This is a genomic window from Gordonia sp. PDNC005 (genome assembly GCF_016919385.1).
Classification (GTDB): Bacteria; Actinomycetota; Actinomycetes; order Mycobacteriales; family Mycobacteriaceae; genus Gordonia.
The window spans coordinates 1,880,978-1,906,516 of the sequence record NZ_CP070351.1 but is presented as its reverse complement, the minus strand read 5'-3'; the positions used below and the strand labels follow the sequence as shown (position 1 = coordinate 1,906,516).

The window sequence follows — 25,539 nt, the reverse complement described above, 5'->3', positions numbered from 1 at the left end:
GGACCTGGTGGCTCCTGCGGGTTCGTCGGGCTGAGGACGGCTTCGGTAGCCTGCTCCGGGTGAGCAACACTGTGCCCGTCGAGTCCGTGAACGCCCGAATCGCCCGTGAACTCGGCGTAGCCGAGGGGCGCGTGGCGGCCGCCGTCGCGTTGTTGGACGACGGTTCGACCGTTCCCTTCATCGCCCGCTACCGCAAGGAAGTGACCGGGAGCCTCGACGACGCTCAGCTCCGCCTGCTCGATGAACGCCTCCGTTACCTGCGTGAACTCGACGAACGGCGCTCGGCCGTCATCTCCTCGATCGAGGAGCAGGGCAAGATGACCGACGTCCTTCGTGCACAGCTGCTCGCGGCCGACACGAAGGCGCGTGTTGAGGACATCTACCTGCCGTACAAGCAGAAGCGACGGACCAAGGCACAGATCGCTCGCGAGGCGGGGCTCGAACCGCTCGCCGATGCACTGCTCGCCGACCCCTCGCGCACGCCGGAAGAGGCGGCTGCGGCGTACCTCACCGACGACGTCGCCGATGTCGCTGCAGCGCTCGACGGCGCGCGGCACATCCTCATAGAGCGAGCCTCCGAGGACGCCGAACTCGTCGGCGCGATCCGCACCAGATTCTGGTCGGAGGGCCGCCTGCGGACCGAGGTCCGCACTGGTGCGGAAGCGACGCCCGCCGCGCAGAAGTTCCGCGACTACTTCGACTTCTCCGAATCACTCGACAACATGCCGTCGCACCGTGTGCTCGCCGTGCTGCGCGGTGAGAAGGAGGAGGCGCTGTCGTTGACGTTCGACGGCGGCGAGGACGAGGCGTACCAGGCCCTCGTCGCTCAGACCCTCGGTGTCGACCTCTCGACACCGGGTGGAGCCACCACGTGGCTGACGGGCACCGTGCGATGGGCATGGCGCACAAAGCTGATGATCACCGCGACCATCGAAGCGCGGATGCGTCTGCGGCAGCGTGCCGAAGAGGAGGCCGTTGCGGTCTTCGCGACGAACCTGAAGGATCTGCTGCTCGCGGCTCCTGCGGGCACCCGTGCCACTCTCGGCCTCGACCCGGGTTTCCGGACCGGAGTCAAGGTCGCCGTCGTCGACGCCACCGGCAAGGTCGTCGACACCACAGCGGTGTTCCCTCATCAGCCGCAGAAGCAATGGGACCGCGCGAAGGCCGAACTTGCGGCGCTCGTCCTCCGGCACGAGGTCGAGTTGATCGCCATCGGCAACGGCACCGCGTCTCGCGAGACCGACGCGCTCGCCGCCGAACTCATCGCCGAGATCACCGCGGGCGGCGGCAAGGCTCCGGCGAAGGCCGTGGTCAGCGAAGCCGGTGCATCGGTGTACTCGGCGTCGGAATACGCATCGCAGGAACTGCCCCAGCTGGACGTCGCGATCCGCGGCGCGGTCTCCATCGCTCGCCGTCTGCAGGACCCGCTCGCCGAGCTCGTGAAGATCGATCCCAAATCCATCGGCGTCGGGCAGTACCAGCACGACGTCGCGCCGGCCACGCTCGCCCGCAGCCTCGACGCAGTGGTCGAAGACGCGGTGAACGCAGTCGGCGTCGACCTGAACACAGCCTCGGCGCCGCTCCTGTCGCGGGTGTCGGGTGTCACGCCCGGTCTGGCGACCGCGATCGTCGCTCATCGTGACCAGGTGGGCGCGTTCGCGAGCCGGAAGTCGCTGCTCGACGTTCCGCGACTCGGACCGAAGGCGTTCGAACAGTGCGCCGGCTTCCTGCGCATCCGCGGCGGCGTCGATCCGCTCGACGCGTCGGGCGTGCACCCGGAGTCGTACCCGGTGGTCCGCAAGATCCTGGACGGTGCGGGGCGGCCGCTCGGTGAGATCATCGGCGACACCCGCACGCTTCGTGCTCTCAAGCCGGAGTCGTTCGCCGACGAGCGGTTCGGTGTCCCGACCGTCACCGACATCATCGCCGAACTGGAGAAGCCGGGCCGCGACCCGCGCCCGGCATTCGAGACCGCCACGTTCGCGAGCGGCGTGGAGAAGGTGTCGGACCTGCGACCGGGCATGGTCCTGGAAGGCGTCGTCACCAATGTCGCCGCATTCGGCGCGTTCATCGACGTCGGCGTTCACCAGGACGGCCTGGTCCACGTGTCGGCCATGTCGGACAAGTTCGTCTCCGATCCGCACGACGTCGTCCGATCCGGCCAGGTGGTCCGGGTGAAGGTCATGGAGGTAGACGTCGATCGGCAGCGCATCGGCCTGTCGTTGCGTCTCAACGACGAGCCGGGGGACAAGGGCGCCCGACAGGAGGGCCGCGGAGGCCGGCCTCGCGCTGAGCAGAACAACTCCGGCGCCGGTCGCGGCGGACAGAATCGAGGTCAGCGAAGCGGTGGCGGTCAGAAGGGCGGCGGGCAGCGGAACGGCGGTCAGCGCGGAGGTGGCCAGCGTGACGCGAGCGGCTCGATGGCGCAGGCGCTGCGAGACGCGGGTTTCGGTCGCTGAGCGGAATTGTCGGACCCCGGCGGTAGCGTCCAGGCCATGAAGAACTCTCTCCTCAACATCACGTTCAACACGACGGACGCACTCGGTCTCGCACAGTGGTGGGCGACCGCGTTCGACGGTCGAATCGTCGACGAGAACGACGGCTGGTTCGTCTTCGTCTCGCTCGGCGAGAGTCGGCCGGGGTTGGCGTTCCAGAAGGTCGACGCCCCGGCAGGCGGAAATCGTCTACATCTCGACTTCGGGGTTGACGACATGGCCGCTGCCGTCGCCGGACTCGTGTCGACGGGCGCGACCGTTGTCGGGGAGCGGTCGATGCCCGGCTTCACATGGACCACACTCGCCGACCCGGAGGGCAACGAGTTCTGCATCGCCGAACACGGCTGACCGCCGAAGGTTGGGCTGTGGAAATTCGGTTGTTCGGCGGATATGTCGCGAACTAGCCTGGAGCAGCTATGAGTAACTCAGTCGTGCGCTCGGTGAAGGAGCGCGATCGCACGTTCGCCAACATTATGCTGAACACTGCGATCGCCAATGTGACCACCAGCTTCCTGTGGTTCGCCCTGACCTTCTGGCTGTATCTCGAGACCCGCAACGTGATCGCCACGGGTGTGATCGGTGGCGGGTACATGCTGATCATCGCGATGGCGAGCATCGGATTCGGCACCATTGTTGATCGATTCCGAAAACTCGTCGTGATGCGCGGGTCCGCGCTCTTCACACTGGTCATGTTCCTGCTCGCAGGAGCCGCGTATGTGGCGATGCCCGACTCGTCGGACGTGTCGCTCACCTCGCCGTGGCTGTGGGTGTTCGCGCTCCTGGTCCTCGTGGGCGCCGTGATCGAGAATATGAGGTCGGTAGCGCTGTCGACGACGGTCACGATCCTCGTGGACGCCGACCGCCGCGATAAGGCCAACGGCTGGGTCGGCACAGTTCAGGGTCTCTCGTTCATGGTGACCAGCGTGTTCTCCGGGCTCGCCGTCGGGTTCCTCGGCATGGGTCCGACGATTGTCATCTCGATCGTGTTCGTCGCGGTCGGCTATGTCCACCTGTTGTTCCTGACGATGCCCGAGGAGGAAGAGGTCGTCGCCTCCGACGCAGTCGGCGCGTTCGACCTGCGAGGCTCCCTTCGAGCGGTGCACGCCGTTCCGGGGCTGTTCGCGCTGATCATCTTCTCGACGTTCAACAACTTCGTCGGCGGCGTCCACATGGCGTTGTTCGACCCGTACGGACTTGAACTGTTCTCCGTTCAGATGTGGGGTGTGGTCTTCGCGATCAGCGCCACCGGGTTCATGGTCGGAGGAGCCCTCATCGGACGCTTCGGCCTCGGGGCCAACCCGATGCGGACGATGTTGATCGCTGTGATGGTCACCGGAGTGATCGGCGCCGCCATCTCGTTCCGGGCGTCGCCTGTTCTCTGCATCATCGCCGCCTGGTTCTTCATGGCGACGATGCCCGCGGTGGAGGCCGCCGAGCAGACGGTGATCCAACGCGTGGTGCCACTGCAGCAGCAGGGACGCGTGTTCGGATTCGCTGGCGCATTCGAGGCAGCGGCTGCTCCGGTGACGGCGTTCCTCATCGCGCCGATAGCCGAAGCCTTCGTGATCCCGTGGGCGGATGGTGACGGCGCCACCACTCTCGAACCTTTGCTGGGCACCGGGCCGGGACGTGGCATCGCCCTGGTCTTCCTGATCGCGGGCGCGCTGACGGTGCTCGCCGCGGCGATCGCTTTCGCGACTCCCGTGTATCGCAGCGTGTCGGCCGAGTACGCCTCCACAGCCGACGACGTCGCGGAGGAGGCCGACGACCCCGCTCGCGTCTGAGTTGTGCTTCTTACAGCTCGCCGGTGTCGACGACGCGTCGACGGACAGACAGGAGTGTCACGTCGGGTCGAGACGCCCCGTGCCGTTCAAGCGTGTCGAGCACGTCGGCGACGTGTGCGATGTCGGCGCTGACCACGGCGACGCCGACACCCGCGCGGCGGTGAAGGTCGAGATGGTCCGTCTCCGCGACGGAGACTGAATACTTGCGGCGGATCTCGGCGACGATCGGGCGGATGACCGAACGTTTCTCCTTGAGGGAGTGGACGTCGCCGAGAAGGAAGTCGAATTCAAGAGTACCGATCCACATAGAAGCGCCGACTCTACCTGATTCGGACACCGATCGGATAGAGGCTGTCGGCGAGCGACTTCTTCCGCCTGACGTTCTCCTGCACCGCTTCGGGCGTGTAGCCGCCCGCGGTGGGTCGGGCCGGAGTCTGCAGGCGGTCACCACCGGACACCACGGTCCACGCCGACCCGGCGTCGATCAATGCTTGATGCTTGGTGGCGTAGTAGTCGGTGCTCGCCGAGATCGCGACCCCCGAGTCGCCTGCCGCGGCAGCGATCATGTGCGGGTGATACCGAGTCGACAGCCAGGTGCCGCGGTTGACGGGAAGTCCGTCGCGCCACAGATTCCGGAACGGGATCACCGCCGCACCGTCGAGGCGATCGGCCAGCATCGTCGGGACGGTGTAGTCGTGGCCCGGGATGCATTCGACGACGGTCACGTCCCGACCGGGCACATCCCAGGCGTCCAGGGTGGCCCGGATGAACGACGCGAGCGCATCGGTTCCGGTCCGCCCGTCCCAGGAGAACGTGTCGGTGAGATCGCTCTGAGCGCACAGCACGACTCCGGTGCCGGCAGGGGTGCGAGGTCGAGCGAGGATGGGGGAGAGCCAGGCGTCGTCTCCGGTACGTGACAGCCCGGGGGCGCCTGCGAGCAGCGTCTCTGTCGGAGCGTCACGGACGTCGACGACGTCGAATCGGGAGGCGGCGCGGAGCATCGCGACACCCGCTGCACCGTCGACGGCGGGGGTGAAACCGGCACCGGTCGCAACGGTCCGCGCCCCGGTCTTCTCGGCGACGGAGGCCATCGCGGAGAGCAGAGCCGCGTGGTGCGGCCACACGGCGTTGACATATCCGCCGCCGACGAGATGGATCGTTCCCGCTCGGAGCAGCATGTCGATCCCCGCGTCGTTGCGGGGTGACGCGCCGAGCCTGCTCGCCGTATCGGCGACCCACTCCCACGGGACGTCGGGATCGACGTCCTCAGCGTTCGGGGACACCGAGTGATGAACCAGTTCCCACAGGGTGTCCACGAACACTGCGCGCCGATTCGCGTGGCGGAGCAGCAACGACGCCTGACCGGGGCGAGGGGAGTCGACGACGACCCGTGCCATCGGCCTGCGGAGTGCGATGTGCCGGAGCCACGCCTCGGTGATCAATTCGTCACCGAAGTTCGGGAAGCCTGCCGTGGTGACCAGATAGATCAAGTCTGCCGAATCGAGACGTGAGCGGACCTTGGCACGCACCGACCGGGTCCGCTGGGCGACCTCGGTTACGGAGGGAAGCGCCATCGTGTCAGTTCTCGCGGTCGCCGAGCAGAGTCGCGACGTGGTCGGGAACGAACTTCGACAGCGAACGAGGCGGACGGTGATAGTTTCCGGTGGCGATCGGCTTCTTGGGCAGTTTCACCCGTTCCTGCTCGACATGAGTGAACGGGATCGTGGACAGCAGGTGCGAGATCATGTTGATCCTGGCGTTCTTCTTATGGTCCGACTCGACGACGAACCACGGGCTGGTCAACGTGTCGGTGTGGACCATCATCTCGTCCTTGGCGCGGGAGTACTCCTCCCAGCGGTACACCGACTCGAGGTCCATCGGGCTGAGCTTCCACTGGCGGACCGGGTCGTCGCGGCGTGCGCGGAATCGACGGAGCTGCTCGTCGTCGGAAACCGAGAACCAGTACTTTCGCAGCAGAATGCCGTCGTCGATCAGCATCTGCTCGAAGATCGGAGTCTGACGGAGGAATCGGGTGTGCTCTTCAGGTGTGCAGAAGCCCATGACCTTCTCGACACCTGCCCGGTTGTACCAGGAGCGGTCGAGCAGAACGATCTCACCCTTCGTGGGGAGTTTCTCGACGTACCGCTGGTAGTACCACTGACCGCGCTCACGGTCGGTCGGTGCAGGCAGTGCTTCGACACGGCAGATGCGGGGACTGAGGTACTCGGTGATGCGCTTGATGGCGCCGCCCTTGCCCGCGGCGTCTCGGCCTTCGAAGATCACGACGACGCGGGCTCCGGTTGCTCGCACCCACTCCTGCAACGCGACGAGCTCGGTCTGCAGCCGGAACAGCTCGGCTTCGTACACGTCCTTGGGGAGTTTGGTTTCCGCGGCAGGTGCCGGATTCTTCGCCATGCGGACGATCTTAGAGGTCCGCCGCCGTCAGTTGCCCGCAGTCGCCGGTGCTGCGGTGAGTCGAAGTCCGATCGTCGGGTTCTTGACGTTCGTCAGGCGGAGTTCGTCGCCGTCCACCAATGCGGTGACCTCACCGTCGAGCGCCGCTGTGACAGCCTGCTCGACGTCCATCACCTCCGGTGGGCACATCTTGCGGGTCGTCGCGATCGGGCCGAAGGTGACCTTCTGCTCGCTTCCGGAGCCGACGACCGTCGCATCGCCGTGCATCTGGTTGCAGCCCGCGAAACCGGTGAAGGATCCGTCGGCTCCGATCCGCACGGTCGGCTTGACTCTCTCGATGACCGCCGAGCTCTCAACGGCTTCGTTCCGGACCAACGCCTTGACCGTCCACGTGGTCCCTGCGACGGCACGCGTCACGCGTTCGTTGAGGGTGAGGGTGACGTCGTCGCCCGTCAGCGTAAGTGTTCGGCCGTCCAGGCGCCACGTGACAGGGGATTCGAACAGCGTGTTGATCCAGCCGTCGACCTTGTCGCGGGGTGGCGGGCAGGCCATCATCGTGCCGACGAGGCCGCTGACGGTGATCGTCTCGCCCTCGAACGCCGCCGTTCCGCCGTGTCCGTTGCAGCCGCCGTTCACGCTGATCTGGCCTTTGGCGCCGAACGACACAGTGAGCGGTCCGTTGCCGGGCACAACCTTGTTCGTGGCGTCGTCCGACACGAAGGTCTTGCCGTCGAGCACCGCGGGATCCGATGTCGACGACGCCGTGGACGACGAGTCTGAACCGCACGAGGCGACCCCGAGTGTCAATGCGCCGATGGCGGCGATCACGGGGAGGAGCCGGGTCCGGCGGATGGGGCCACGATCGTGTCGGTGTTCCATGACGGCAACGGTAGTGCAGCCGCACCGGTCGATCATGCGCCGCGCCGCGTACGGTAGATCACGATCGGACACCACCATCACGTGAGGAACAGGTAGCTAGTGGGTAAGTTCTCGAACGCCATGTGGCGCCTGCTCGGCGCTCAGGCGTCGCGCAACCAGTCGCAGTCCATCTCGTTGATCGAGCAGTCACACGAGCACGAGTCGTGGGCTCAGGAACTCAAAGACGATGAATTCGCACGCGAGGCGGCTGAACTCGAGATCGAGACCGTCGACGGCCGGGTGAAGTTCCTCGCTCTGATCCGAGAGGGCGGCTCCCGTGCGGTGTCGATGACGCCGTTCGACGTCCAGTTGCAGGGCGCCCTCCGCATGCTCGACGGCGATGTCGTGGAGATGGCGACCGGTGAAGGCAAGACGCTTGCCGGCGCGATCGCGGCGATCGGGTACGCGCTCGAAGGAAAACACGTGCACGTCGTCTCGGTGAACGACTACCTCGCCGGTCGCGATGCGGAGTGGATGCGTCCCCTGTACGACCTCTTCGGCGTGACCGTCGGAGCCATCTCCGAGCACTCCACTCGTGACGAGCGGCGCGCCGCATACGAATCCGATGTCACGTACGCGTCGGTCAATGAGATCGGCTTCGACGTTCTGCGCGACCAGCTGGCGCTGCACGAGGACGAACTCGTCGCTCCAGTTCCCGAGGTGGTTCTGGTCGACGAAGCCGACTCGGTGCTCGTCGACGAGGCACTCGTTCCCCTGATCCTGGCGGGCTCGACCGAGGCCGAGACGCCCAACAGCGCGATTCACGAAGTCGTCTCGCACCTCAAGAGCAAGCACTACGACGTCGACACCGACGGACGCAACGTCTCCCTGACGGAAGAGGGGGCGCGGTTCGTCGAAGACACGCTCGGCGGCATCGACCTCTACGGCGACGACCACGTCGGCACGACGCTTGTCCATGTGAACGTCGCGCTCTACGCCTACTACCTGCTCGAACGCGACGTGCACTACATCGTGCGCGACGGTGGCGTCCACCTGATCAACGCTTCACGTGGTCGCGTGGCGCGCCTGCAGCGCTGGCCGGACGGTGTCCAGGCCGCAGTCGAGTACAAGGAGGGCCTCAAGCCCACCGCGGCGGGCGAGGTGATCGACACGATCACCGTTCAGGCGTTGATGAGCCGCTACCCACGCGTGGCGGGCATGACCGGAACGGCCATCGCGGCGGGTGAACAGCTTCGACAGTTCTACAATCTCGGCGTATCTCAGATCCCGTCGAACATGCCGAACATTCGTGAGGACGAGCCGGACCGCGTCTACGACAACAAGGCCAACAAGATGGAGGCCGTCGTCGACTATGTGCATACCGTCCACGAGACGGGACAGCCGGTCCTGATCGGTACGCACGATGTCGCGCAGTCCGAAGAGCTCGCGTACTTCTTGGAACGCGCAGGTGTCACGTCGGTGGTGCTGAACGCCAAGAACGATCCCGAAGAGGCCGCGATCATCGCCGAGGCCGGCCGCAAGGGCGCGGTAACCGTGTCGACGCAGATGGCGGGCCGCGGCACCGACATCCGACTCGGCGGATCGGACGGCGACGACGAGGCGCGCGACGAGGTCGTGGAGCTCGGCGGCCTGTGTGTGGTCGGAACCGGTCGGTACGACACCGAGCGCCTGGACAATCAGCTTCGCGGACGTGCAGGCCGCCAGGGCGACCCGGGCCGGTCGGTCTTCTTCTCGAGCCTAGAGGACCCGCTCGTCACCAAGAACCACACGCATCTTCGCGAGTCGCAGCCGATCGACAGCGACGGCTCGATGGGACCTCGCGGTGTGGAGATCGTCCAGCAGGCGCAGCGGATCGCCGAAGGCGCGATGCTGCAGCTGCACGCGAACACGTGGAACTTCAACGCGCAGGTCAACGAGCAGCGCAATTCGATCGTGCGTCGACGCATGTCGATCCTCAAGACCGACCAGGCGCTCACCGACCTGAAGGAACTCGAGGCCGAGCGTTACGGGGAACTGTCGAAGACGATCGGTGACGACGTCCTCGAAGACGTGGCACGGCAGATCGTGCTGTTCCACCTCGACCGCGCGTGGGCCGATCATCTGGCGTACGTGGCCGATGTGCAGGCCAGCATCCATCTCCGCGCTCTCGGTCAGCAGAGTCCGCTGGAGGAGTTCCACAAGCTGATCTTCGCCGAGTTCACCAAACTCGTCGATGAGGCGATGGAGGCGGCGCGCGAGACCTTCACGACCGCGACGATCACCGCAGACGGCATCGACTTCGACGACGCCGACATGCACCGCTCGACGATGACCTGGACCTACCTGGTCCACGAGAATCATTTCGCATCCGCGGGCGCACAGGCCGTCCAGGGGATCGTGGGCATCTTCCGGTGACCGAGGAGCCGTCGCCGCGGGTCGCGCCGGAAAAGAGCGACGCGATCTGGACGGTGCCGAACGCGCTGAGTGTGCTGCGTCTGGCGTTGATCCCGGTGTTCATCTGGCTCCTCATGGTGGAGGAGTCGGCGGGCTGGGCGTTTGTGGTGCTGTTCGTGTCCGGTCTCACCGACTGGCTCGACGGCAAGCTCGCGCGTTGGCTCGGGCAGTCGTCCAAACTCGGCGCGCTGCTCGACCCGGCGGCCGACCGCCTGTACGTCATCGTCATCCCGATCTGTTTCGGTCTACGTGAGTTCGTGCCGTGGTGGCTTATCGCGGTGATCGTCGGACGAGACGTGCTGTTGTTCGCGACGGCGCCGTTGCTTGCGTCTCGCGGCGTCCGTGCCCTTCCGACTCTCTACGTGGGGAAGGCGGCGACGTTCGCGCTGATGAGTTCGTTTCCGTGGCTGTTGGCAGGTCAGATCGACGGACTCGTCGGGACGATCACGTACCCGTTCGGGTGGGCTTTCCTGCTGTGGGGTGTTGGTCTGTACGTGTGGACTCTCGTCCTGTACTGGATTCAGACGATCGACGTCGTCCGTACGATGCCGTCGGTTCGGGCCTGAATCTGCGCCCTCCGCCATATCGACGGCAACGCAGACGATAGAGTTCTGTTCCGTCACGTCGGGGGAAGTGCTCCTGGCGTCGTAGTCCGTCCGAACCAGAGAGGCAGTTGTCGTGAGCGACACGAAGATCCCCGAGAATCTGAAGTACACCGCCGAGCACGAGTGGATCTCGAAGGTGGGCGACAAGACCGTCCGCATCGGTATCACCGACTTCGCGCAGGACGCGCTCGGCGACGTCGTGTTCGTCCAGCTCCCCGACACCGACAGCGCAGTCGAGACCGGCGAATCGTTCGCCGAGGTCGAGTCGACCAAGAGCGTCTCCGACATCTACGGTCCGATCGACGGAACCGTCTCGGCGGCGAACGACGCCCTCGACGGGGCACCGGAACTGGTCAACTCGTCGCCCTACGACGACGGCTGGCTGGTGGAGATCACCGTCGGCGACGACGTCGATCTCGACGCCGTCCTCGACGACCTGCTCGACGCTGCCGGCTACGCCGCAGTCATCGGCAGCTGAGCGGCCGCAATCTGAACGATTGGCTAACGATCCGTCACGTCAGCGTCGACGAACTCTCACCGAGTCGGTGGGGGCGGATATGATTACCAGTGTTCGTTCATTCCCGCCCGACCCTGGGTGGTGAGTGGACAATAACGGTAAGTTCGGATGTGACCATCCGGATCTGCCGGCTAGCAGCCGTTTCAACGTCGAAACGCGATCTGTTGCACACGAATAGGCGAGCGGTCGCACAGTTCGGGAACCCCGGACCAGGCGATCGCAGTGGTTAAGGAGATGTGGTGACCGGTAACGACAACGGTTTTGAGGCGCCTGTGGAGACGACTTCGGTCTTCCGCGAGGAGTTCATCAAGGAGATCGATGCTCCCGCGACGACGGGTGAGCCCGCCGACACCGGTGTGGAGCGTCTCTCGCCCGGCACCGCGCTGCTGGTGGTCAAGCGCGGCCCGAACGCGGGCTCGCGCTTCCTGCTCGACCAGGCGGCGACGTCGTCGGGCCGTCACCCCGACAGCGACATCTTCTTGGACGACGTCACTGTGAGCCGTCGCCACGCGGAGTTCCGTCGTGACGGAGACGACTTCCAGGTCGTCGACGTCGGCAGCCTCAACGGCACGTACGTCAATCGCGAGCCGGTCGACACCGCGACCCTGGCCAACGGCGACGAGGTCCAGATCGGCAAGTTCCGTCTGGTGTTCCTCGCTGGACCCCGCGCAGGGGAAGCGTGAGCGCTTCCGCTGCACGTTCGGACGCCGGCGGCGATGCTGCGATGTCGATCGGGTCGGTTCTGGCGATCCTCAGTGAGGATTTCCCGGACGTCACGATCTCGAAGATCCGCTTCCTGGAAGCGGAGGGGCTCGTCACCCCGGAGCGCGCCCCGTCGGGCTACCGTCGCTTCAGCAACGCGGACTGCGAACGCCTGCGGTTCGTCCTGACGGCGCAGCGTGACCGCTACCTGCCGCTCAAGGTGATCCGGGAGCAGCTCGACGCCATCGACGGCCAGACGTCCGAGGCGGCAGGCGGCGCTCGCCTGCTGACCTCGGCTCGAACGGCCGTCGCACCCGCCACCGACTTCGCGTCGCGCGGCGGACGTGTGGACCGGGAATCGCTCATCGAGCGGACCGGTGTCGACTCGGCGTTCATCGCCGAACTGATGCGCAACGGCCTGTTGTCGTCGGGCCCCGGTGGATTCTTCGACGAGGACGCGGTGCGTCTCGTCGAGGCAGCTGCGGCGCTCGCGAACTTCGGCGTGGAGACGCGTCATCTCCGCGCGTTCAAGGTGAGCGCGGACCGCGAGGCCGGGCTGGTCGCGCAGATCGCCGGCCCCATCGCGAAGGGCAAGGGAACCGGTGCCCGCGACCGTGCCGAAGAGCTGGTTCGGGAGATGGCGGCGCTGTCCGTCACGCTCCACACCCAGCTCGTCAAGGCCGCGGTCCGCACCGCACTCGACTGACACGTCACTGTGAGGAGGCCCGAGACATGGGCGAGATGCGCATCGTGGGGATCCGAGTGGAGCCCCCTCAGAACCAGCCGGTTCTCCTGCTGCGTGAGGTGACCGGCCCGCGGTACCTGCCGATCTGGATCGGGCAGAGCGAAGCGGCGTCGATCGCGTTGGAGCAACGCGGCGTCGAACCCCCGCGCCCGCTCACGCACGACCTGATCGTCTCGCTCGTGGAGTCGTTGGGTCGTGAGCTGGTCCAGGTCCGGATCGTCGACATGCAAGAAGGCACCTTCTATGCGGAGATGGTCTTCGACGGCGACGTCGTGGTGCAGGCGCGACCGTCGGACGCGATCGCGGTCGCCATGCGGGTTCAAGCGCCGATCGTCGCCTCCGACGACGTCCTCGACGATGCAGGCCTGTTGATCCCCGATGAAGACGATTCGGCCGCTGCCGCGGAAGAGTCGGATTCGAGTGACGAAGCTGTTGAAGCGTTCCGTGAGTTCCTCGATCAGGTGTCGCCGGAGGACTTTCTCGGACCCGAATCCGACTCCTAGGCGTCGCCGCGAGTCGATCCAGTCGCCTCTCCAGTCACACGAGTAACATCAGCCTCATTGGTAACGGAATAGTCACAGCTGAACCTAAAGTTGAGGTTTACGGTGTGTTGCGTTGATTGCGGCCGCGAAGCCCCCTAATTTCATTCCCAGCACCGAAGCAGTTCGCTTCGGGATTCACGCAGACTGCCTGCGGGAGTACCCTTGTCAGAGGGGCTCGCGTTCGCAGTCCTGTTCACGAGGGAGTCACCGTGGGCGATATGCCGTCCGATCGTCGGTCCGATGCCGTCACCGAGCCTGTGCAGGGTGGTCTCGACGACATCGCGCCAGGTCTGTTCCCCAACGACGTCGTTCCCGACGAACTCGTCGGTTACCGCGTTCCGACCGCATGCCAGATCGCCGGCATCACCTACCGCCAGCTCGACTACTGGGCGCGCACGCAACTCGTCGTCCCGTCCATTCGCGGTGCGGGCGGCTCGGGCACCCAGCGCCTGTACTCCTTCAAGGACATCCTGGTCCTGAAGATCGTGAAGCGACTTCTCGACACCGGAATCTCACTGCAGAACATCCGCGTGGCCGTTGATCACCTCCGCCAGCGAGGCGTCGAGGATCTGGCCAGGATCACCCTCTTCTCCGACGGCACCACCGTCTACGAGTGCACGTCGGCCGAAGAGGTCGTCGACCTCCTCCAGGGCGGTCAGGGCGTGTTTGGTATCGCCGTCTCCGGCGCCATGCGTGAGCTGACGGGCACCATCTCCGACTTCCCGGCCGAGCGGGCCGACGGCGGCTTCAGCGAGGAATCGCCGGAAGACGAGCTCGCCGCGCGTCGCAAGAACCGGACCGCGAAGACCGGCTAGCAGCAAGGCAGTCACTGATACGTCGGCCCCTGGCACCCGCCGGGGGTCGATTCGTGTGTTCGGAGTTGCGGATAGTGCGCAACGGTGAACCGTGTTTCACGGATTCGGAGTGTCGCCTATGGCACTCCAGGACCAGGATGATGCTGTGGTTCACAGTGATGTGGCCCACCGGGACTCTCCCGGCCCGGTGACCTGGACAGAAGTAGGTGGGTGCATTGACAGTAGAGAAGACGGTCGGCGACAGTCCTGAACAGGACGCGGACGCCAACACGCTCAAAGGCGGACTCACGACGACGAAGATCACGGTGATGGTGGCCGCCGCCGCCGCGCCGATCTCGTGTATCGCAGGCATCATGCCGCTGAGCTTCGCGATCGGCAGCGGTGCGTCCACTCCGATGGCGTACTTGATCGCGGGAGTTGTACTCCTCATCTTCTCAGTTGGATTCACTGCGATGAGCAGTCGTATGAGCAGCGCAGGCGGGTTCTATCACTACATAGCCCGAGGACTGGGCAAGCCACCGGCGGTCGCGGCGTCGTTCGTCGCGATCGTCGCGTACATCGCTGTGGCGTTGACATGTGTCGCTGGAATCGGCTACTTCGGCAGTGTGACGTTGGAAGCCAGTTTCGGCTGGCACATCAACTGGGCCGTGCTGTCTGTCCTCGCGGTGCTCGTGGTCGGGTTCTTGGGCTATCGGGAGATCGATCTCGCGGCGCGCGTGCTGGTGGTCCTTATGATCGTCGAGGTCATTGTCATCGTGATCCTGGATGTATCGATTGTTGTGCACAAGGGCGCGGCCGCATTCCCACTGGAGGTGCTCACCCCAAGTGCGATGCTCAACAACGGCAACTTCGCGATCGGTCTCATGTTCGCCTTGCTGTCGTTCATCGGCTTCGAATCGGCTGCGCTCTACGGAGAAGAAGCACGAGACCCGCGCAAGACCGTCCCGCGCGCGACGTACCTGTCGGTCGCCATCATCGCGCTGTTCTATTTCTTCTCGTCGTGGATCGCAGTCGGCGCCATCGGGCCGGACAAGGTTCAGGAGACGGCCTCGACCGAGCTCGTCGACACCTTCTTCAACCTCAGTGACCAGTATGGATCGCACACGTTGACCAACGTGATGCAGGTCGCCTACGCGACGAGCCTTCTGGCCGCGATGCTCGCTCTGCACAACGCGGGCAACCGCTACGTCTTCGTCGGCGGACGCGAAGGGACGCTCCCGCGCTGGGTGGGGCAGGCGCACCCGAAGTACCGCACTCCGTCGCGCGCGAGCCTGATCCTGACCGTCGTCAGTCTGCTCGTCGTGGCGGTGGCGGTCAGCGCCGGTCTCGATCCGTACCTGGACGTCGTCACGTCGATGACCGGTCTCGGCACTCTCGGTGTGATCCTGCTGCAGCTCGCGGCGTCGGCCGCCATCGGCGCGTACTTCGTGCGGCGCGGCGAGAAGTTGCCCGGAACTCTCGCTGCGACAGCGGTGGCGTTCGTGTGCCTCGCGGCTCTGGTCGTCATGAGTGTGAAGAACTTCGATCTCCTCACGGGAGTGTCGTCGCCGGTAATCAACTCACTTCCGTGGGGCCTTGTTGTGGTCGCAGTGATCGGCGGCGTCTACGGTGTCTGGATGAAGAGCGGCAGGCCAGACGACTACGCGAAGATCGCCACCGACATGGACAGTGACGAGACCGATGCGAAGGAGATCATCTGATGTCGGATGAACTCCAGGTGGGTTCGCTCCACGGTCAGGTGGTCATCGTCACCGGCGGCGGATCGCCCCACGGTATCGGGCGGGCGACGGCACGGCTGCTCGCTGCTCGCGGCGCGAGCGTCGTGATCGGGGACATCGCCGCTGAGAACGAGCTGGACACTGACGGTTCACTCGTCTACCAGAAGCTTGACGTCAGTGACCCGTCTGATTGGTCGAGCGCGGTTGCGATGGCCACTGACCGGTTCGGTCCGGTGACAGGACTCGTCAACTGCGCGGGCATAGCATTGGACGGGACCATCGAATCGTCGCCGATGGACGACTATCACCGGACGATCGCAGTCGACCAGACCGGTGTCTGGCTCGGAATCAAGGCTGTCGTCGGACCGATGCGCACAGCAGGCGGCGGCTCGATCGTCAATGTCTCGTCGGTGTCCGGGGCTGTCGGACAGCCCTGTCTCGGCGCCTACAGTGCTGCGAAATGGGCGGTTCGGGGGATCTCGAGGCAAGCGGCCACCGAGCTGGCAGTCGACGGAATCCGTGTCAACACAGTGCTGCCGGGATTCATCGACACGATGATGGGTGGCCAGGGCTCGGGCCAACGTGAGAGCATTCGGGCGAACAAGGGACACTCGGGGGCGACGGTGGCCATGGGGAGGATCGGCGAACCGCACGAAGTTGCGCGAATGATCGGATTCCTCATCTCGTCGGAGTCGAGTTACTGCACCGGGGCAGACTTCGTCGTCGACGGAGGGCTCCTCGCGGGGCCGCTTGCCGAGGACGCGGACTGGGCCTGAGGCCCGCGTCCGATCGCCGAACGCGGATTCATTGCTGCACCTTGGTATCCTGTGCGTGCGCCGCTACGCCGCGGGAGAGCGTCGTCCGATCACCTCGGACGGCCGCCGAAGGAGCAACACCTCTCCGTCAAACTCTCAGGCACCCGGGACCGTGGCAACTGCCGGCGTCTCTGGAAAGTGACGGGTCCGCTCGTCCGCCCACGGTGAAAGGCTGCGGTCACCGCAGCCGAATCTCTCAGGCGTCGCTCGCGACACGACAGAGGGAGAGGACCGGTGTCCGAGCACGCTGTTCGGACCGAAGAAGATAGGTCCCCTCGTGTCGGACACGTCCCTGCCGAACTCGGCTCCCGCTTCGCCGTTCTCCCAGCGTCACCTCGGACCCGATTCGGCCGAGCTCGCGACCATCCTCGATGTTCTCGGAATCTCGTCGCTCGACGAACTGGCGGCCGACGTCGTGCCGGCGACGATCGCTGACGGCGTTGACGAGAACGGCGTTCCCACCGGGCTCGATGCACTTCCGGCGCCGTTGAGCGAGGCGGCCGCGACCGCTGCGATGCGTGAACTCGCGAACCGGAACGTCGTTGCACGGTCAATGATCGGCCTGGGCTACTACGACACGCACACGCCCGCGGTCATCAAGCGCAACATCTTGGAGAACCCGGCCTGGTACACCGCGTACACCCCGTACCAGCCGGAGATCAGCCAGGGCCGACTCGAAGCGCTCCTCAACTTCCAGACGATGGTCGCCGACCTGACCGGCATGGAGGTCGCCAACGCCTCGATGCTCGACGAAGGGACAGCGGCGGCCGAAGCGATGACACTGCTGCGCCGCGCGGGCAAGTCCAAGTCGCCGCGGCTGGTGGTCGACGCGGACCTGTTCCCACAGACGCGCGCAGTGATCGAGACCCGTGCCGAGCCTCTTGGCATCGAGGTGGTCGAGGCTCAGCTCGACCCGACGGCGGCGGACGCGGGTCTGCCCGACGGCGACTTCTTCGGTGTCATCTTCCAGACGCCTGGTGCATCGGGCCGGATCATCGACGCCGGACCGGTGATCGCCGCAGCGCACGAGCGCGGCGCCCTGGTCGCCGCGGGGGTTGATCTCCTCGCCGCCACCCTCATCACCGCGCCCGGAGAGCTCGGAGCCGACGCCTGCTTCGGCACCACCCAGCGTTTCGGCGTCCCGATGGGCTTCGGCGGTCCGCACGCCGGTTACCTCGCCGTCCCCACCAAGGTCACCCGGCAGCTCCCCGGCCGGCTGGTCGGCGTGTCGAAGGATGCGGACGGCAACATCGCCTACCGCCTCGCACTGCAGACCCGCGAACAGCACATCCGCCGCGAGAAGGCCACCAGCAACATCTGCACTGCGCAGGTTCTCCTGGCGATCATGGCGGCGATGTACGCCTCGTACCACGGCCCCGAGGGACTCAAGGCCATCGCGCGGCGTGTCCACGGACACGCCGCCGACCTGGCCGACCGGCTGACCGGCGCAGGCTGCACCGTTGAGCACGCATCCTTCTTCGACACCGTCCAGGTGCTCGTGGAAGGACGCGCTGCGGAGGTCGTCGCAGCCGCGAAGGCTCACGGGATCAATTTGAGGCTGGTCGACGCCGATCGTGTCGGCATCGCCTGCGACGAGACGACGACGGACACCGACATCGCGGCCGTGCTCGACGCGTTCGGCGCCGCGGAGACGGCCCCGGCGACGTTCGCCGAGGCCATCGAGACCCGGGCCAGCGGTTACCTCGAGCACATCGCGTTCCACGCGTACCGCACCGAGACCGCGATGCTCCGCTACCTGCGTGAGCTGTCGGACAAGGACATCGCGCTCGACCGCAGCATGATCCCGCTCGGTTCGTGCACCATGAAGCTCAACGCCGCCACCGAGATGGAGCCCGTCACCTGGCCCGAGATCGGCGGACTGCACCCGTTCGCGCCGCTCGGCGACTCCGAAGGCATCCGCGAGCTCATCACCACTCTCGAGGACTGGCTCGTCGCCGTCACCGGGTACGACCGCGTCAGCCTGCAGCCCAACGCGGGCTCGCAGGGTGAGTACGCCGGTCTCCTCGCAATCCGCAACTACCACCGTTCGCGTGGCGACGACGCTCGCGAGGTGTGTCTCATCCCATCGAGTGCCCACGGTACCAACGCCGCATCAGCGGTCATGGCCGGAATGCGCGTCGTTGTGGTCGCCAGCCGCGACACGGGCGACGTCGACATCGACGACCTGCGTGCCAAGATCGAGAAGCACCGGGACGAACTCGCCGCGATCATGATCACCTACCCGTCGACACACGGTGTGTTCGAACACGAGGTGACCGACATCTGCAACGCGGTTCACGAGGCAGGCGGCCAGGTGTACGTCGACGGCGCAAACCTCAACGCGATGGTCGGACTCGCCCGTCCCGGTCAGTTCGGTGGCGACGTCTCGCACCTGAATCTGCACAAGACGTTCTGCATCCCGCACGGCGGCGGCGGACCGGGTGTCGGACCGGTCGCGGTCCGTGAGCATCTCGCGCCGTTCCTTCCCGGCCACCCGTTGGCGTCGGAACTCCCCGAGACGGGCGTGACCATCTCGGCGGCGCCGTACGGTTCGGCCTCGATCCTGCCGATCACCTACGCGTACATCGCGATGATGGGCGCCGAGGGGCTCCGTGCCGCGTCATTGACGGCGATCGCGTCGGCCAACTACATCGCGCGCCGTCTCAGCGACTACTACCCGATCCTGTACACGGGCGAGAACGGCTGGGTGGCGCACGAGTGCATCCTCGATCTCCGCGACATCTCGAAGGAGTCCGGTGTCAGCGTCGACGACGTCGCGAAGCGCCTCGCCGACTACGGATTCCACGCTCCGACGATGAGCTTCCCCGTCGCAGGCACACTGATGGTCGAGCCGACCGAGAGCGAGAACCTCGCCGAGATCGACGCATTCATCGACGCGATGATCAGGATTCGCGGTGAGATCGACAAGGTGGCCGACGGTACCTGGGCCGTCGACGACAACCCGCTGGCCGGCGCGCCGCACACCGCCGAGAGCCTGGTGAACGAGTGGAACCACGGCTACGACCGGATGACGGCCGTCTACCCGAACGGACTCCCTTCGTCGGGTGCACGCCCGAAGGTGTGGCCGTCGGTCCGCCGCATCGACGGCGCATTCGGCGACCGAAACCTCGTCTGCAGCTGCCCGCCTCTCGACGCTTTCGCCGAGTAGTTTCGCTGGAAGGCGGACCCTACGCGGCAGCGGGATCGCGCAGCGCGATCCCGCGGGCCGCGAGCAGGGGAGCGACGTCGTCGAGCAGGACCCTGATGAGGCTCGATGCGTCGGGTCCACGAAGCGTGACCCCGTCGGCCACGTGTGCGGCGGACACGTCGTTGAGCAGATTCGCGAGTGTCGACGCGGTGCCCGGATGGACGATCGTTCCGGTCCGGGTACCCGCGGTCCAGCCGGGGTGCTGCGCGGCGTATTCCGCGTAGGCGTGCGAGACGGTGTCGGCGACATGCACGTCGAGGTCGACGAACACCGGCCGTGCGGATCGCGATGTCGCGTGCGCGGCCTCACCGAGGCTCCCGGTCCGGATCCGGGTGACCGGCGTGTCGTCGGCCGGCGTGAGTTCGATCCATTCGGCGTCGTCGGCTTGGACGGCGATTCGGAGTGCGGTGGTCATGAGTTGTTCTCCTGTTCGAGGCGGCGGAAGCGGCTGCGGTGGAAGACGAGTGGATCGCTGTCCGGACACGTGAAATGCCCGCGGACCTCGAGGAGCGCGATCACGTGGTCACCGGCGGGGAGGATGCTGTGCACGCGGGTGTGGAAGCCTGCGGTCGCGCCGTCGATCTGCACGGCGCCTGCGTCGGTCGCCGCCCAGTCGACTCCGTCGAATCGTTCGGAGGCCGGCCGTCGAAGCAGGTCGGCCACCTGGTGCTGCTCGTGCGAGAGCACACTCACGCCCCAGTGCTCGGCGTCGCTGAGCACGGGAAGAGTCGTCGAGGTCCGTGCGATGTTGACCGAGACCAGCGGCGGATCAAGGGACACGGACGTGAACGACGACGCGACGATGCCTGCCGGGCCGTCGGGGCCGAGCGCGGCGACGACAACGAGGCCGGAGGGGAACTGGGCGAAGACGCGGCGCAGTTCGGCGGGATCACTGCTGACGGAAGATGCGAGCATGGCTGTCATGATGTCCTGACTCCTGCGGTTTGAGTGGGTGTCGGTCCCGCTCAGCGGGCGGCCGGAACAAACGGTGTCCCGGTAGTCGTGATCGAACGGCTCAGTCGGTTGTCGAACAGTCCTCGTCTGGTCAGTTCGGGCACCACTCCTTCGCCGAACCAGTACAACTCCTCGAGGTGCGGGTAGCCGGACAGCACGAACTCGTCGACACCGACTGCGGCGTACTCGGCGATCAAGTCGGCCACCTCCGAGTGCGACCCGACGAGAGCTGTGCCTGCACCACCACGAACCAGGCCGACTCCCGACCACAGATTCGGCACGATCTCGAGGGCGCGCGGATTCTGCCATGATCCGTCAGCGCGATTCTGCTCGTGCAGGGCGCGCATCGATGCCTGCCCGGTCGACTCACTCCGGCCGAGTCCGTCCTGCACGTGGGCGATGGTGTCGGCGTCGAGAGCCTCGAGGAGCCGTCCTGCTTCGGCCCAGGCGGCCTCCGACGTGTCGCGGGTGATGACGTGCAGTCGCACGCCGAACGTGACCGTCCGGCCCTGCTGGGCCGCGAGCCCCCGGATCCAGTCGATCTTCGTCGCGACGGCCGCAGGAGGTTCGCCCCAGGTCAGATACACGTCGCTGTGCCGTGCGGCCACCGCACCGGCTTCGGGCGACGAACCCCCGAAGTAGATCGGGGGTGTCGGATCGGGCAGGGTGGCGAGGGTCGCCTCTTCAACGGTGATGTGCTCGCCGTGGTGAGTGACAGTCTCCCCGGCCCAGAGGCGTCGGACGACGCTCAAGAACTCGTCGGAACGGGCATAGCGTGCCGCTTTGTCGAGATGATCTCCGTACGCGCGTTGCTCGGCGGACTCGCCTCCGGTGACGACGTTCAGCAGCAGACGGCCAGGGGCGTGCTTGTTGAATGTCGCCGCCATCTGGGCAGCGAGAGTCGGACTGACCAGACCCGGGCGGAAGGCGACGAGGAAGCCGAGGCGTTCGGTCTCCCGAGCGACCATCGCAGTGGTGAGCCAGGCGTCTTCGCACCACGCGCCGGCCGGAGTGAGTGCGGCCGTGAATCCGAAGTCCTCGGCGGCTCTGGCGATCGACGACAGATAGCCGATGGACGCATCGCGATCGCCGCGTGCGATACCGGCCGGTTGTCCGTGACCGCCGCCGACGATGAAGCGCGAGTCGCCGTACGTCGGCAGAAACCAATGGAGCTTGAGGGACATCAGTCGTGACTTCCTTGTCTGAATCTAGATCGTTCCGTGGCTCGGCGGGAGCTGCCTGTCCAGCGCCCATCGGCCTAGGTGCTGGACCTTCCAGCGTTCCGGGTCGTGGAGAGTGTGAGTTCGTGCGTCACGCCAGAAGCGCGACACGTTGACCTGCGCACCTGCCGCGCGGGTGCCGCCGAAGTCGAACAGGTCCGCGCCGGCGCGGCGGGCTGCTCGACCCGCGCTGACCTTCGCCGCGGCGGTCGCAAGTGCCGCGGCGCCGATCGCCTCTCGTGTCGGGTTGGCGTCGGCGGCGTCGATGCTGCGGGCCGCGACGTCGAGCAGAGCCTGTGCAGCGCGCACGTCGATCTCGAGGTCTCCGGCCTGGGCGAGAAGCAGCGGGTCGTCGGCCGCCCTGTCGACGCCGGCCTCGAACCATGGGCGGGCGCCGCCGACGACGCTCGGTGCCGCGTCGAGAGCACCTCGCGCGATTCCGACGTCGATGGCGGCGTGCACGAGTTGGGCACGGGTCCCGTAGGTGCTCGGTGTCCCGAGCAGGCGGGTGAAGTCAACCAAGTGATCAGGGTCGACGACCACATCGTTCAGCACGACGGTGCCGCTCGCCGTGGTGCGCTGACCGAACCCGTTCCAGTCGTCGACGATCTCGACACCGTCGGAGGCGGCTGGAACGAACGCGATCACGCTGCCGCCGTCCGGACCGTTCGCTCGCACCGCGAGCACATCGGCGAACAGTGCGCCGGTGCTGTAGTGCTTCGTCCCGGTGAGTCGCAGACCGGTCGCGGTCCGGCGAAGCACCGTGGAGTCGTCGAGAACGGTCCGCCCGCCGCGCTCGGTCTGCGCGTTCGCGACTCGTCCGCCGCCTATGACCAGCGGAAACAAGTGCTCCTTGAGCGTGTCCGGTCCGACCCTGTGGACGGCGTCGACGAACACGAAGTGGCTTTGGGGGATCTGCGCGACGTTCGGGTCGGCGGAGGCGATCGTCGCCACCACCGACGCAAGCGTTGCAGCGCCGAGCCCCGGTCCACCGAATTCGGTCGGCACCGTGATGGACAGGAGCCCGGACGCCGACAGCGCAGTGACCTCGTCGAACGGCAGTGCTCTGGCGGCGTCACGTGCACTCGCACCCGCCGCGATGGCGGGTGCGAGTGCGCGAGCCGCGTCGATCGCGGCGTCGTGATCGGTGATTCGAAGTGTCACAGTGTCAGCTGTAAAGCGAGAACTGCGGTGCGCGGTGATTCAAGGTCCAGTCGCCGACCTCACGTGCCTTGTACGCGACCGGATCGTGGACGGTGTGCGTGCGGAGGTTCCGCCAGTGCCGATCGAAGCCGTAGTCGGTGGTGGTCGCGCGAGCACCCTGAATCTCGAAAAGTCGGGAAGCGGCGTCCAACGAGACCTTGGTCGTGACGTACTTCGCCTCGGCGATCGCGACTGCGGCCACGGCGCGTTGCTCGTCCGTGAGCGCTTCACCGATGTCGAGTGCATGCTGCAGTGCGTCGCCCGCCCGGTCGGCGAGGAGCACCGCTGCGGTGATCTCCGCGCGGATCTCTCCGACGAGCTCCAGGATGTAGGGGTCGTCGGTGGCGGACTCGAGGCCCGACGTCTCCCACGCGCTTGCGTTCAGTCGAGTCCAGTCGAGCGCCTCGTCCAAGGCGCCCTCGGCGGTGCCGATGTAAAAGTTGACGAAGGCGAGCTGCCAGTGCGGAGTGACGAGCTGCTGGAACGCGGTGAACGTCGGTGGGGAGTCGGGGTCGCCGAGGATCTCGTCCCGTGAGATCGGCGTGTTCACGAATTCCACACCGCCCGAGTCGGTCAGACGCTGGCCGATGTTGTCCCAGTCGCCGAGCGGCGTGAAACCCTCCTTGCCTGCGGGCAGTGAGAGGAAGACCAGGGCGTCGCCGAAGGTGGCGGTAACGGACAGCTGATCACCGACGCCGGCGCCGGAGGCGAACGTGCGGCGGCCGTTGAGCCGGAAACCGTCCCCGTCGCGGGTCAGCACCAGACCGCTGCCACCACGCGGATTCTGAACTCCGCCCCAGAACAGCTTCTCGTCCGCGTTGCGGCGGGAGAGCGCTTCAGCCTGCTCCGGAGTCCCGAACAGGTGGGCGATCCGCTGCTGTGCGTAGTGGTATCCGAGGAGGTGAGCGATAGATGTGTCGCCACGGGCGATACGTCGGGTGATCTGCTGCGTCTGCGCATAGTTCAGGCCGGAACCGCCGAATTCGACGGGTTCGCCCACCTGCAGCAGATCGTGGCTGCGGAGCAGCTCGATCTCGGCGGTGGGGGCGGCGTTCGCGCGATCACGCTCTGCGGCGGTGGCGCGGAGTTCGGCGGCCACGAGGTCGGCGCGGTGGAGGGCCTCGTCGAAGGCGCTGGTGGTGGTGTCGGGGGAGAGCGAGGTGGTCATGGTGTGGGATTCCTTGTCAGATGAAGTGTGGGGCGTCAGGCGCTCAGGACGCCGTTGCGGGCGAGTTCGGACTCGAGCCGTCCACTGGAGGTCAGGTCCGCTTCGAGTTCACGGACCAGGGGAAGAATGCGGGTGCCGAAGTACTCGACGTCTTCGAGGTAGTGCAGGAACCCGAGGAGGAAGAGATTCACACCGCGCGTCTTGTACGCGACGATGCGCTTGGCGATCTGCTCGGGCGTTCCGACCAGACCCGTGCGGAACCCGTCGTTGTACTGGACGAGGTCGGCGAACTCGGAGTCCTGCCACATGCCCTTTCCGTCCGACGTCGAGTTGCCCGCCTGTTTGACGGCGGAGCCGAAGCCCTCGACTGCCTGTCGGTCGGCCTTGTCGACGATCTCCCGGAGCACATCGCGTGCCTCTGATTCGGTGTCACGTCCGATGAGGAATCCGTTGAGCCCGAACTTGACTGTTCGACCGTGCAGGGCGGCCTCGGTGTTCACGTCGACCACCTGCTCGGTCAGCCCGTCGAAGTCCTTGCCGTTGCTGAAGTACCAGTCGGACACGCGGCCGGCGAGGGTGCGTGCGGCAGTCGAGTTGCCGCCTTGGAAGATCTCCGGGTGCGGCCGCCCGGGCAGGTCGACGGGCTTGGGCTTCAGGTCGAAGTCGTGAAGTCGGTAGAAGTCGCCTTTGAGCTCTGCGTGATCGTCGGTCCAGATCCGCCGCAGGTAGGTGATGAACTCCTCGGTCCGCCGGTAACGTTCATCGTGTTCGAGCCATGGTTCGCCGAGCTTGGTGAACTCGTCCTTGAACCATCCGGACACGACGTTCACCGCGGCGCGCCCACCGGACAGATGATCGGCCGTGGTGAGGAACTTGGCGAGGACACCGGGCTGCCACAACCCGGGGTGGACGGCGGCGATCACCTTGAGTCGTTCGGTGGCCAGCAACAGAGCGAGGGAGAAGCTCGTCGACTCGTGCTGGTAGGCCGCGCCGTACGACGCGATGTATCGGACCTGAGAGAGCGCGTAGTCGAAGCCGTTGTTCTCGGCGAGTACGGCGAGCTTGCGGTTGTAGTCGTAACTCCAGTCGGTGCGTTGTTCGATGGTGGAGACGACGAGGCCGCCGCTCACGTTCGGCACCCAGTAGGCGAACTGGAGTGGTGCTGATGCGGCGTCGAGCCGTTCAGAAACTATGTCGGTCATGACAGTGGTGGTTCTCCTGGTGAAGTGGACTTAAGGACGCATGCTCAGCGACATCGGTTCCGGGAGAGCTCTACAGCGGTCATGACAACGATGGTGCGCGGCCGCGGCCGGTCCGTCGA

The 25,539-nt window shown here is 66.1% G+C and carries 23 protein-coding genes and 1 riboswitch; of the genes, 13 read left to right on the top strand and 10 right to left on the bottom strand.

Features of this window, described 5'->3' with window-relative positions; translation table 11 throughout:
* The first annotated feature begins 59 nt into the window (after positions 1–59).
* From JVX90_RS09060 to JVX90_RS09050, 3 genes are all read left to right on the top strand, one after another.
* On the top strand, positions 60–2,459 hold the full coding sequence (locus JVX90_RS09060) for a Tex family protein (protein WP_240194114.1): 2,400 nt from the start codon (positions 60–62) through the stop codon (positions 2,457–2,459).
* A 36-nt stretch (positions 2,460–2,495) separates the two neighbouring features.
* Entirely contained in the window at positions 2,496–2,843 is a 348-nt protein-coding gene (locus JVX90_RS09055; RefSeq protein WP_205332012.1) for a VOC family protein, read from the top strand.
* Positions 2,844–2,911: 68 nt separating this feature from the next.
* Entirely contained in the window at positions 2,912–4,279 is a 1,368-nt protein-coding gene (locus JVX90_RS09050) for an MFS transporter (RefSeq protein ID WP_205332011.1), read from the top strand.
* A 10-nt stretch (positions 4,280–4,289) separates the two neighbouring features.
* Here the strand turns inward: JVX90_RS09050 and JVX90_RS09045 are convergent, their stop codons facing one another.
* The 4 genes from JVX90_RS09045 to JVX90_RS09030 are packed head-to-tail and all read right to left on the bottom strand — an operon-like array spanning position 4,290 to position 7,573.
* Positions 4,290–4,586: a DUF503 domain-containing protein gene (locus JVX90_RS09045; protein ID WP_205332010.1), complete on the bottom strand. Its 297-nt coding sequence runs from the start codon at positions 4,584–4,586 to the stop codon at positions 4,290–4,292.
* Between the two features lie 13 nt (positions 4,587–4,599).
* Complete coding sequence (locus tag JVX90_RS09040) at positions 4,600–5,853, bottom strand: polysaccharide pyruvyl transferase family protein (protein ID WP_205332009.1); 1,254 nt, start codon at positions 5,851–5,853, stop codon at positions 4,600–4,602.
* A 4-nt stretch (positions 5,854–5,857) separates the two neighbouring features.
* Positions 5,858–6,694, bottom strand: coding sequence for a polyphosphate kinase 2 (gene ppk2, locus JVX90_RS09035; protein WP_205332008.1), 837 nt, complete (start codon positions 6,692–6,694; stop codon positions 5,858–5,860).
* A 27-nt stretch (positions 6,695–6,721) separates the two neighbouring features.
* Positions 6,722–7,573 (bottom strand): META domain-containing protein, encoded by an 852-nt coding sequence (locus JVX90_RS09030; protein WP_205332007.1) that lies wholly within the window; start codon positions 7,571–7,573, stop codon positions 6,722–6,724.
* Positions 7,574–7,672: 99 nt separating this feature from the next.
* On the opposite strand from JVX90_RS09030, the gene secA2 reads away from it, so the two are divergent.
* The 10 genes from secA2 (at position 7,673) to gcvP (ending at position 19,634) form a co-directional block, all read left to right on the top strand.
* Entirely contained in the window at positions 7,673–9,967 is a 2,295-nt protein-coding gene (secA2, locus tag JVX90_RS09025; RefSeq protein ID WP_205332006.1) for an accessory Sec system translocase SecA2, read from the top strand.
* Positions 9,964–10,572: a CDP-alcohol phosphatidyltransferase family protein gene (locus tag JVX90_RS09020; protein WP_205332005.1), complete on the top strand. Its 609-nt coding sequence runs from the start codon at positions 9,964–9,966 to the stop codon at positions 10,570–10,572. Before secA2 ends, JVX90_RS09020 begins: the two co-directional genes overlap by 4 nt.
* Positions 10,573–10,684: 112 nt before the next feature.
* Positions 10,685–11,089 (top strand): glycine cleavage system protein GcvH, encoded by a 405-nt coding sequence (gene gcvH, locus JVX90_RS09015; RefSeq protein WP_205332004.1) that lies wholly within the window; start codon positions 10,685–10,687, stop codon positions 11,087–11,089.
* 275 nt (positions 11,090–11,364) lie between these two features.
* Positions 11,365–11,811 (top strand): glycogen accumulation regulator GarA, encoded by a 447-nt coding sequence (gene garA / locus JVX90_RS09010; protein WP_008376559.1) that lies wholly within the window; start codon positions 11,365–11,367, stop codon positions 11,809–11,811.
* A 41-nt stretch (positions 11,812–11,852) separates the two neighbouring features.
* Positions 11,853–12,536 carry a MerR family transcriptional regulator gene (locus JVX90_RS09005; protein WP_205332351.1) on the top strand — a complete coding sequence of 228 codons (684 nt, stop codon included), beginning with the start codon at positions 11,853–11,855 and terminating at the stop codon, positions 12,534–12,536.
* Positions 12,537–12,562: 26 nt separating this feature from the next.
* On the top strand, positions 12,563–13,078 hold the full coding sequence (locus JVX90_RS09000; RefSeq protein ID WP_205332003.1) for a bifunctional nuclease family protein: 516 nt from the start codon (positions 12,563–12,565) through the stop codon (positions 13,076–13,078).
* A 257-nt stretch (positions 13,079–13,335) separates the two neighbouring features.
* On the top strand, positions 13,336–13,932 hold the full coding sequence (locus JVX90_RS08995; protein ID WP_240194113.1) for a MerR family transcriptional regulator: 597 nt from the start codon (positions 13,336–13,338) through the stop codon (positions 13,930–13,932).
* Between the two features lie 215 nt (positions 13,933–14,147).
* The gene (locus JVX90_RS08990) at positions 14,148–15,632 is read left to right on the top strand and encodes an APC family permease (RefSeq protein ID WP_240194112.1); all 1,485 of its coding nucleotides are present in this window, start codon (positions 14,148–14,150) and stop codon (positions 15,630–15,632) included.
* A complete protein-coding gene (locus JVX90_RS08985; protein ID WP_205332001.1) occupies positions 15,632–16,426 on the top strand; it encodes an SDR family oxidoreductase in 795 nt (264 codons plus the stop codon). The genes JVX90_RS08990 and JVX90_RS08985 overlap by 1 nt, the downstream gene beginning before the upstream one ends.
* Positions 16,427–16,487: 61 nt before the next feature.
* Positions 16,488–16,588: riboswitch (glycine riboswitch) on the top strand.
* 154 nt (positions 16,589–16,742) lie between these two features.
* Complete coding sequence (gcvP, locus tag JVX90_RS08980) at positions 16,743–19,634, top strand: aminomethyl-transferring glycine dehydrogenase (protein ID WP_205332000.1); 2,892 nt, start codon at positions 16,743–16,745, stop codon at positions 19,632–19,634.
* Positions 19,635–19,653: 19 nt separating this feature from the next.
* On the opposite strand, the gene JVX90_RS08975 is transcribed toward gcvP, so the two are convergent.
* Genes JVX90_RS08975 through sfnG form a run of 6 tightly spaced genes read right to left on the bottom strand, consistent with a single transcriptional unit; the run spans position 19,654 to position 25,420 of the window.
* Positions 19,654–20,088: a hypothetical protein gene (locus JVX90_RS08975; RefSeq protein WP_205331999.1), complete on the bottom strand. Its 435-nt coding sequence runs from the start codon at positions 20,086–20,088 to the stop codon at positions 19,654–19,656.
* Positions 20,085–20,597 (bottom strand): flavin reductase family protein, encoded by a 513-nt coding sequence (locus JVX90_RS08970; protein WP_205331998.1) that lies wholly within the window; start codon positions 20,595–20,597, stop codon positions 20,085–20,087. Before JVX90_RS08970 ends, JVX90_RS08975 begins: the two co-directional genes overlap by 4 nt.
* A gap of 41 nt (positions 20,598–20,638) precedes the next feature.
* On the bottom strand, positions 20,639–21,811 hold the full coding sequence (locus JVX90_RS08965; protein ID WP_205331997.1) for an LLM class flavin-dependent oxidoreductase: 1,173 nt from the start codon (positions 21,809–21,811) through the stop codon (positions 20,639–20,641).
* A gap of 24 nt (positions 21,812–21,835) precedes the next feature.
* A complete protein-coding gene (locus JVX90_RS08960) occupies positions 21,836–23,011 on the bottom strand; it encodes an SfnB family sulfur acquisition oxidoreductase (protein ID WP_205331996.1) in 1,176 nt (391 codons plus the stop codon).
* A gap of 4 nt (positions 23,012–23,015) precedes the next feature.
* Complete coding sequence (locus JVX90_RS08955; protein WP_205331995.1) at positions 23,016–24,218, bottom strand: acyl-CoA dehydrogenase family protein; 1,203 nt, start codon at positions 24,216–24,218, stop codon at positions 23,016–23,018.
* A gap of 35 nt (positions 24,219–24,253) precedes the next feature.
* Complete coding sequence (sfnG, locus tag JVX90_RS08950) at positions 24,254–25,420, bottom strand: dimethylsulfone monooxygenase SfnG (RefSeq protein WP_205331994.1); 1,167 nt, start codon at positions 25,418–25,420, stop codon at positions 24,254–24,256.
* Between the last annotated feature and the right edge of the window lie 119 nt (positions 25,421–25,539).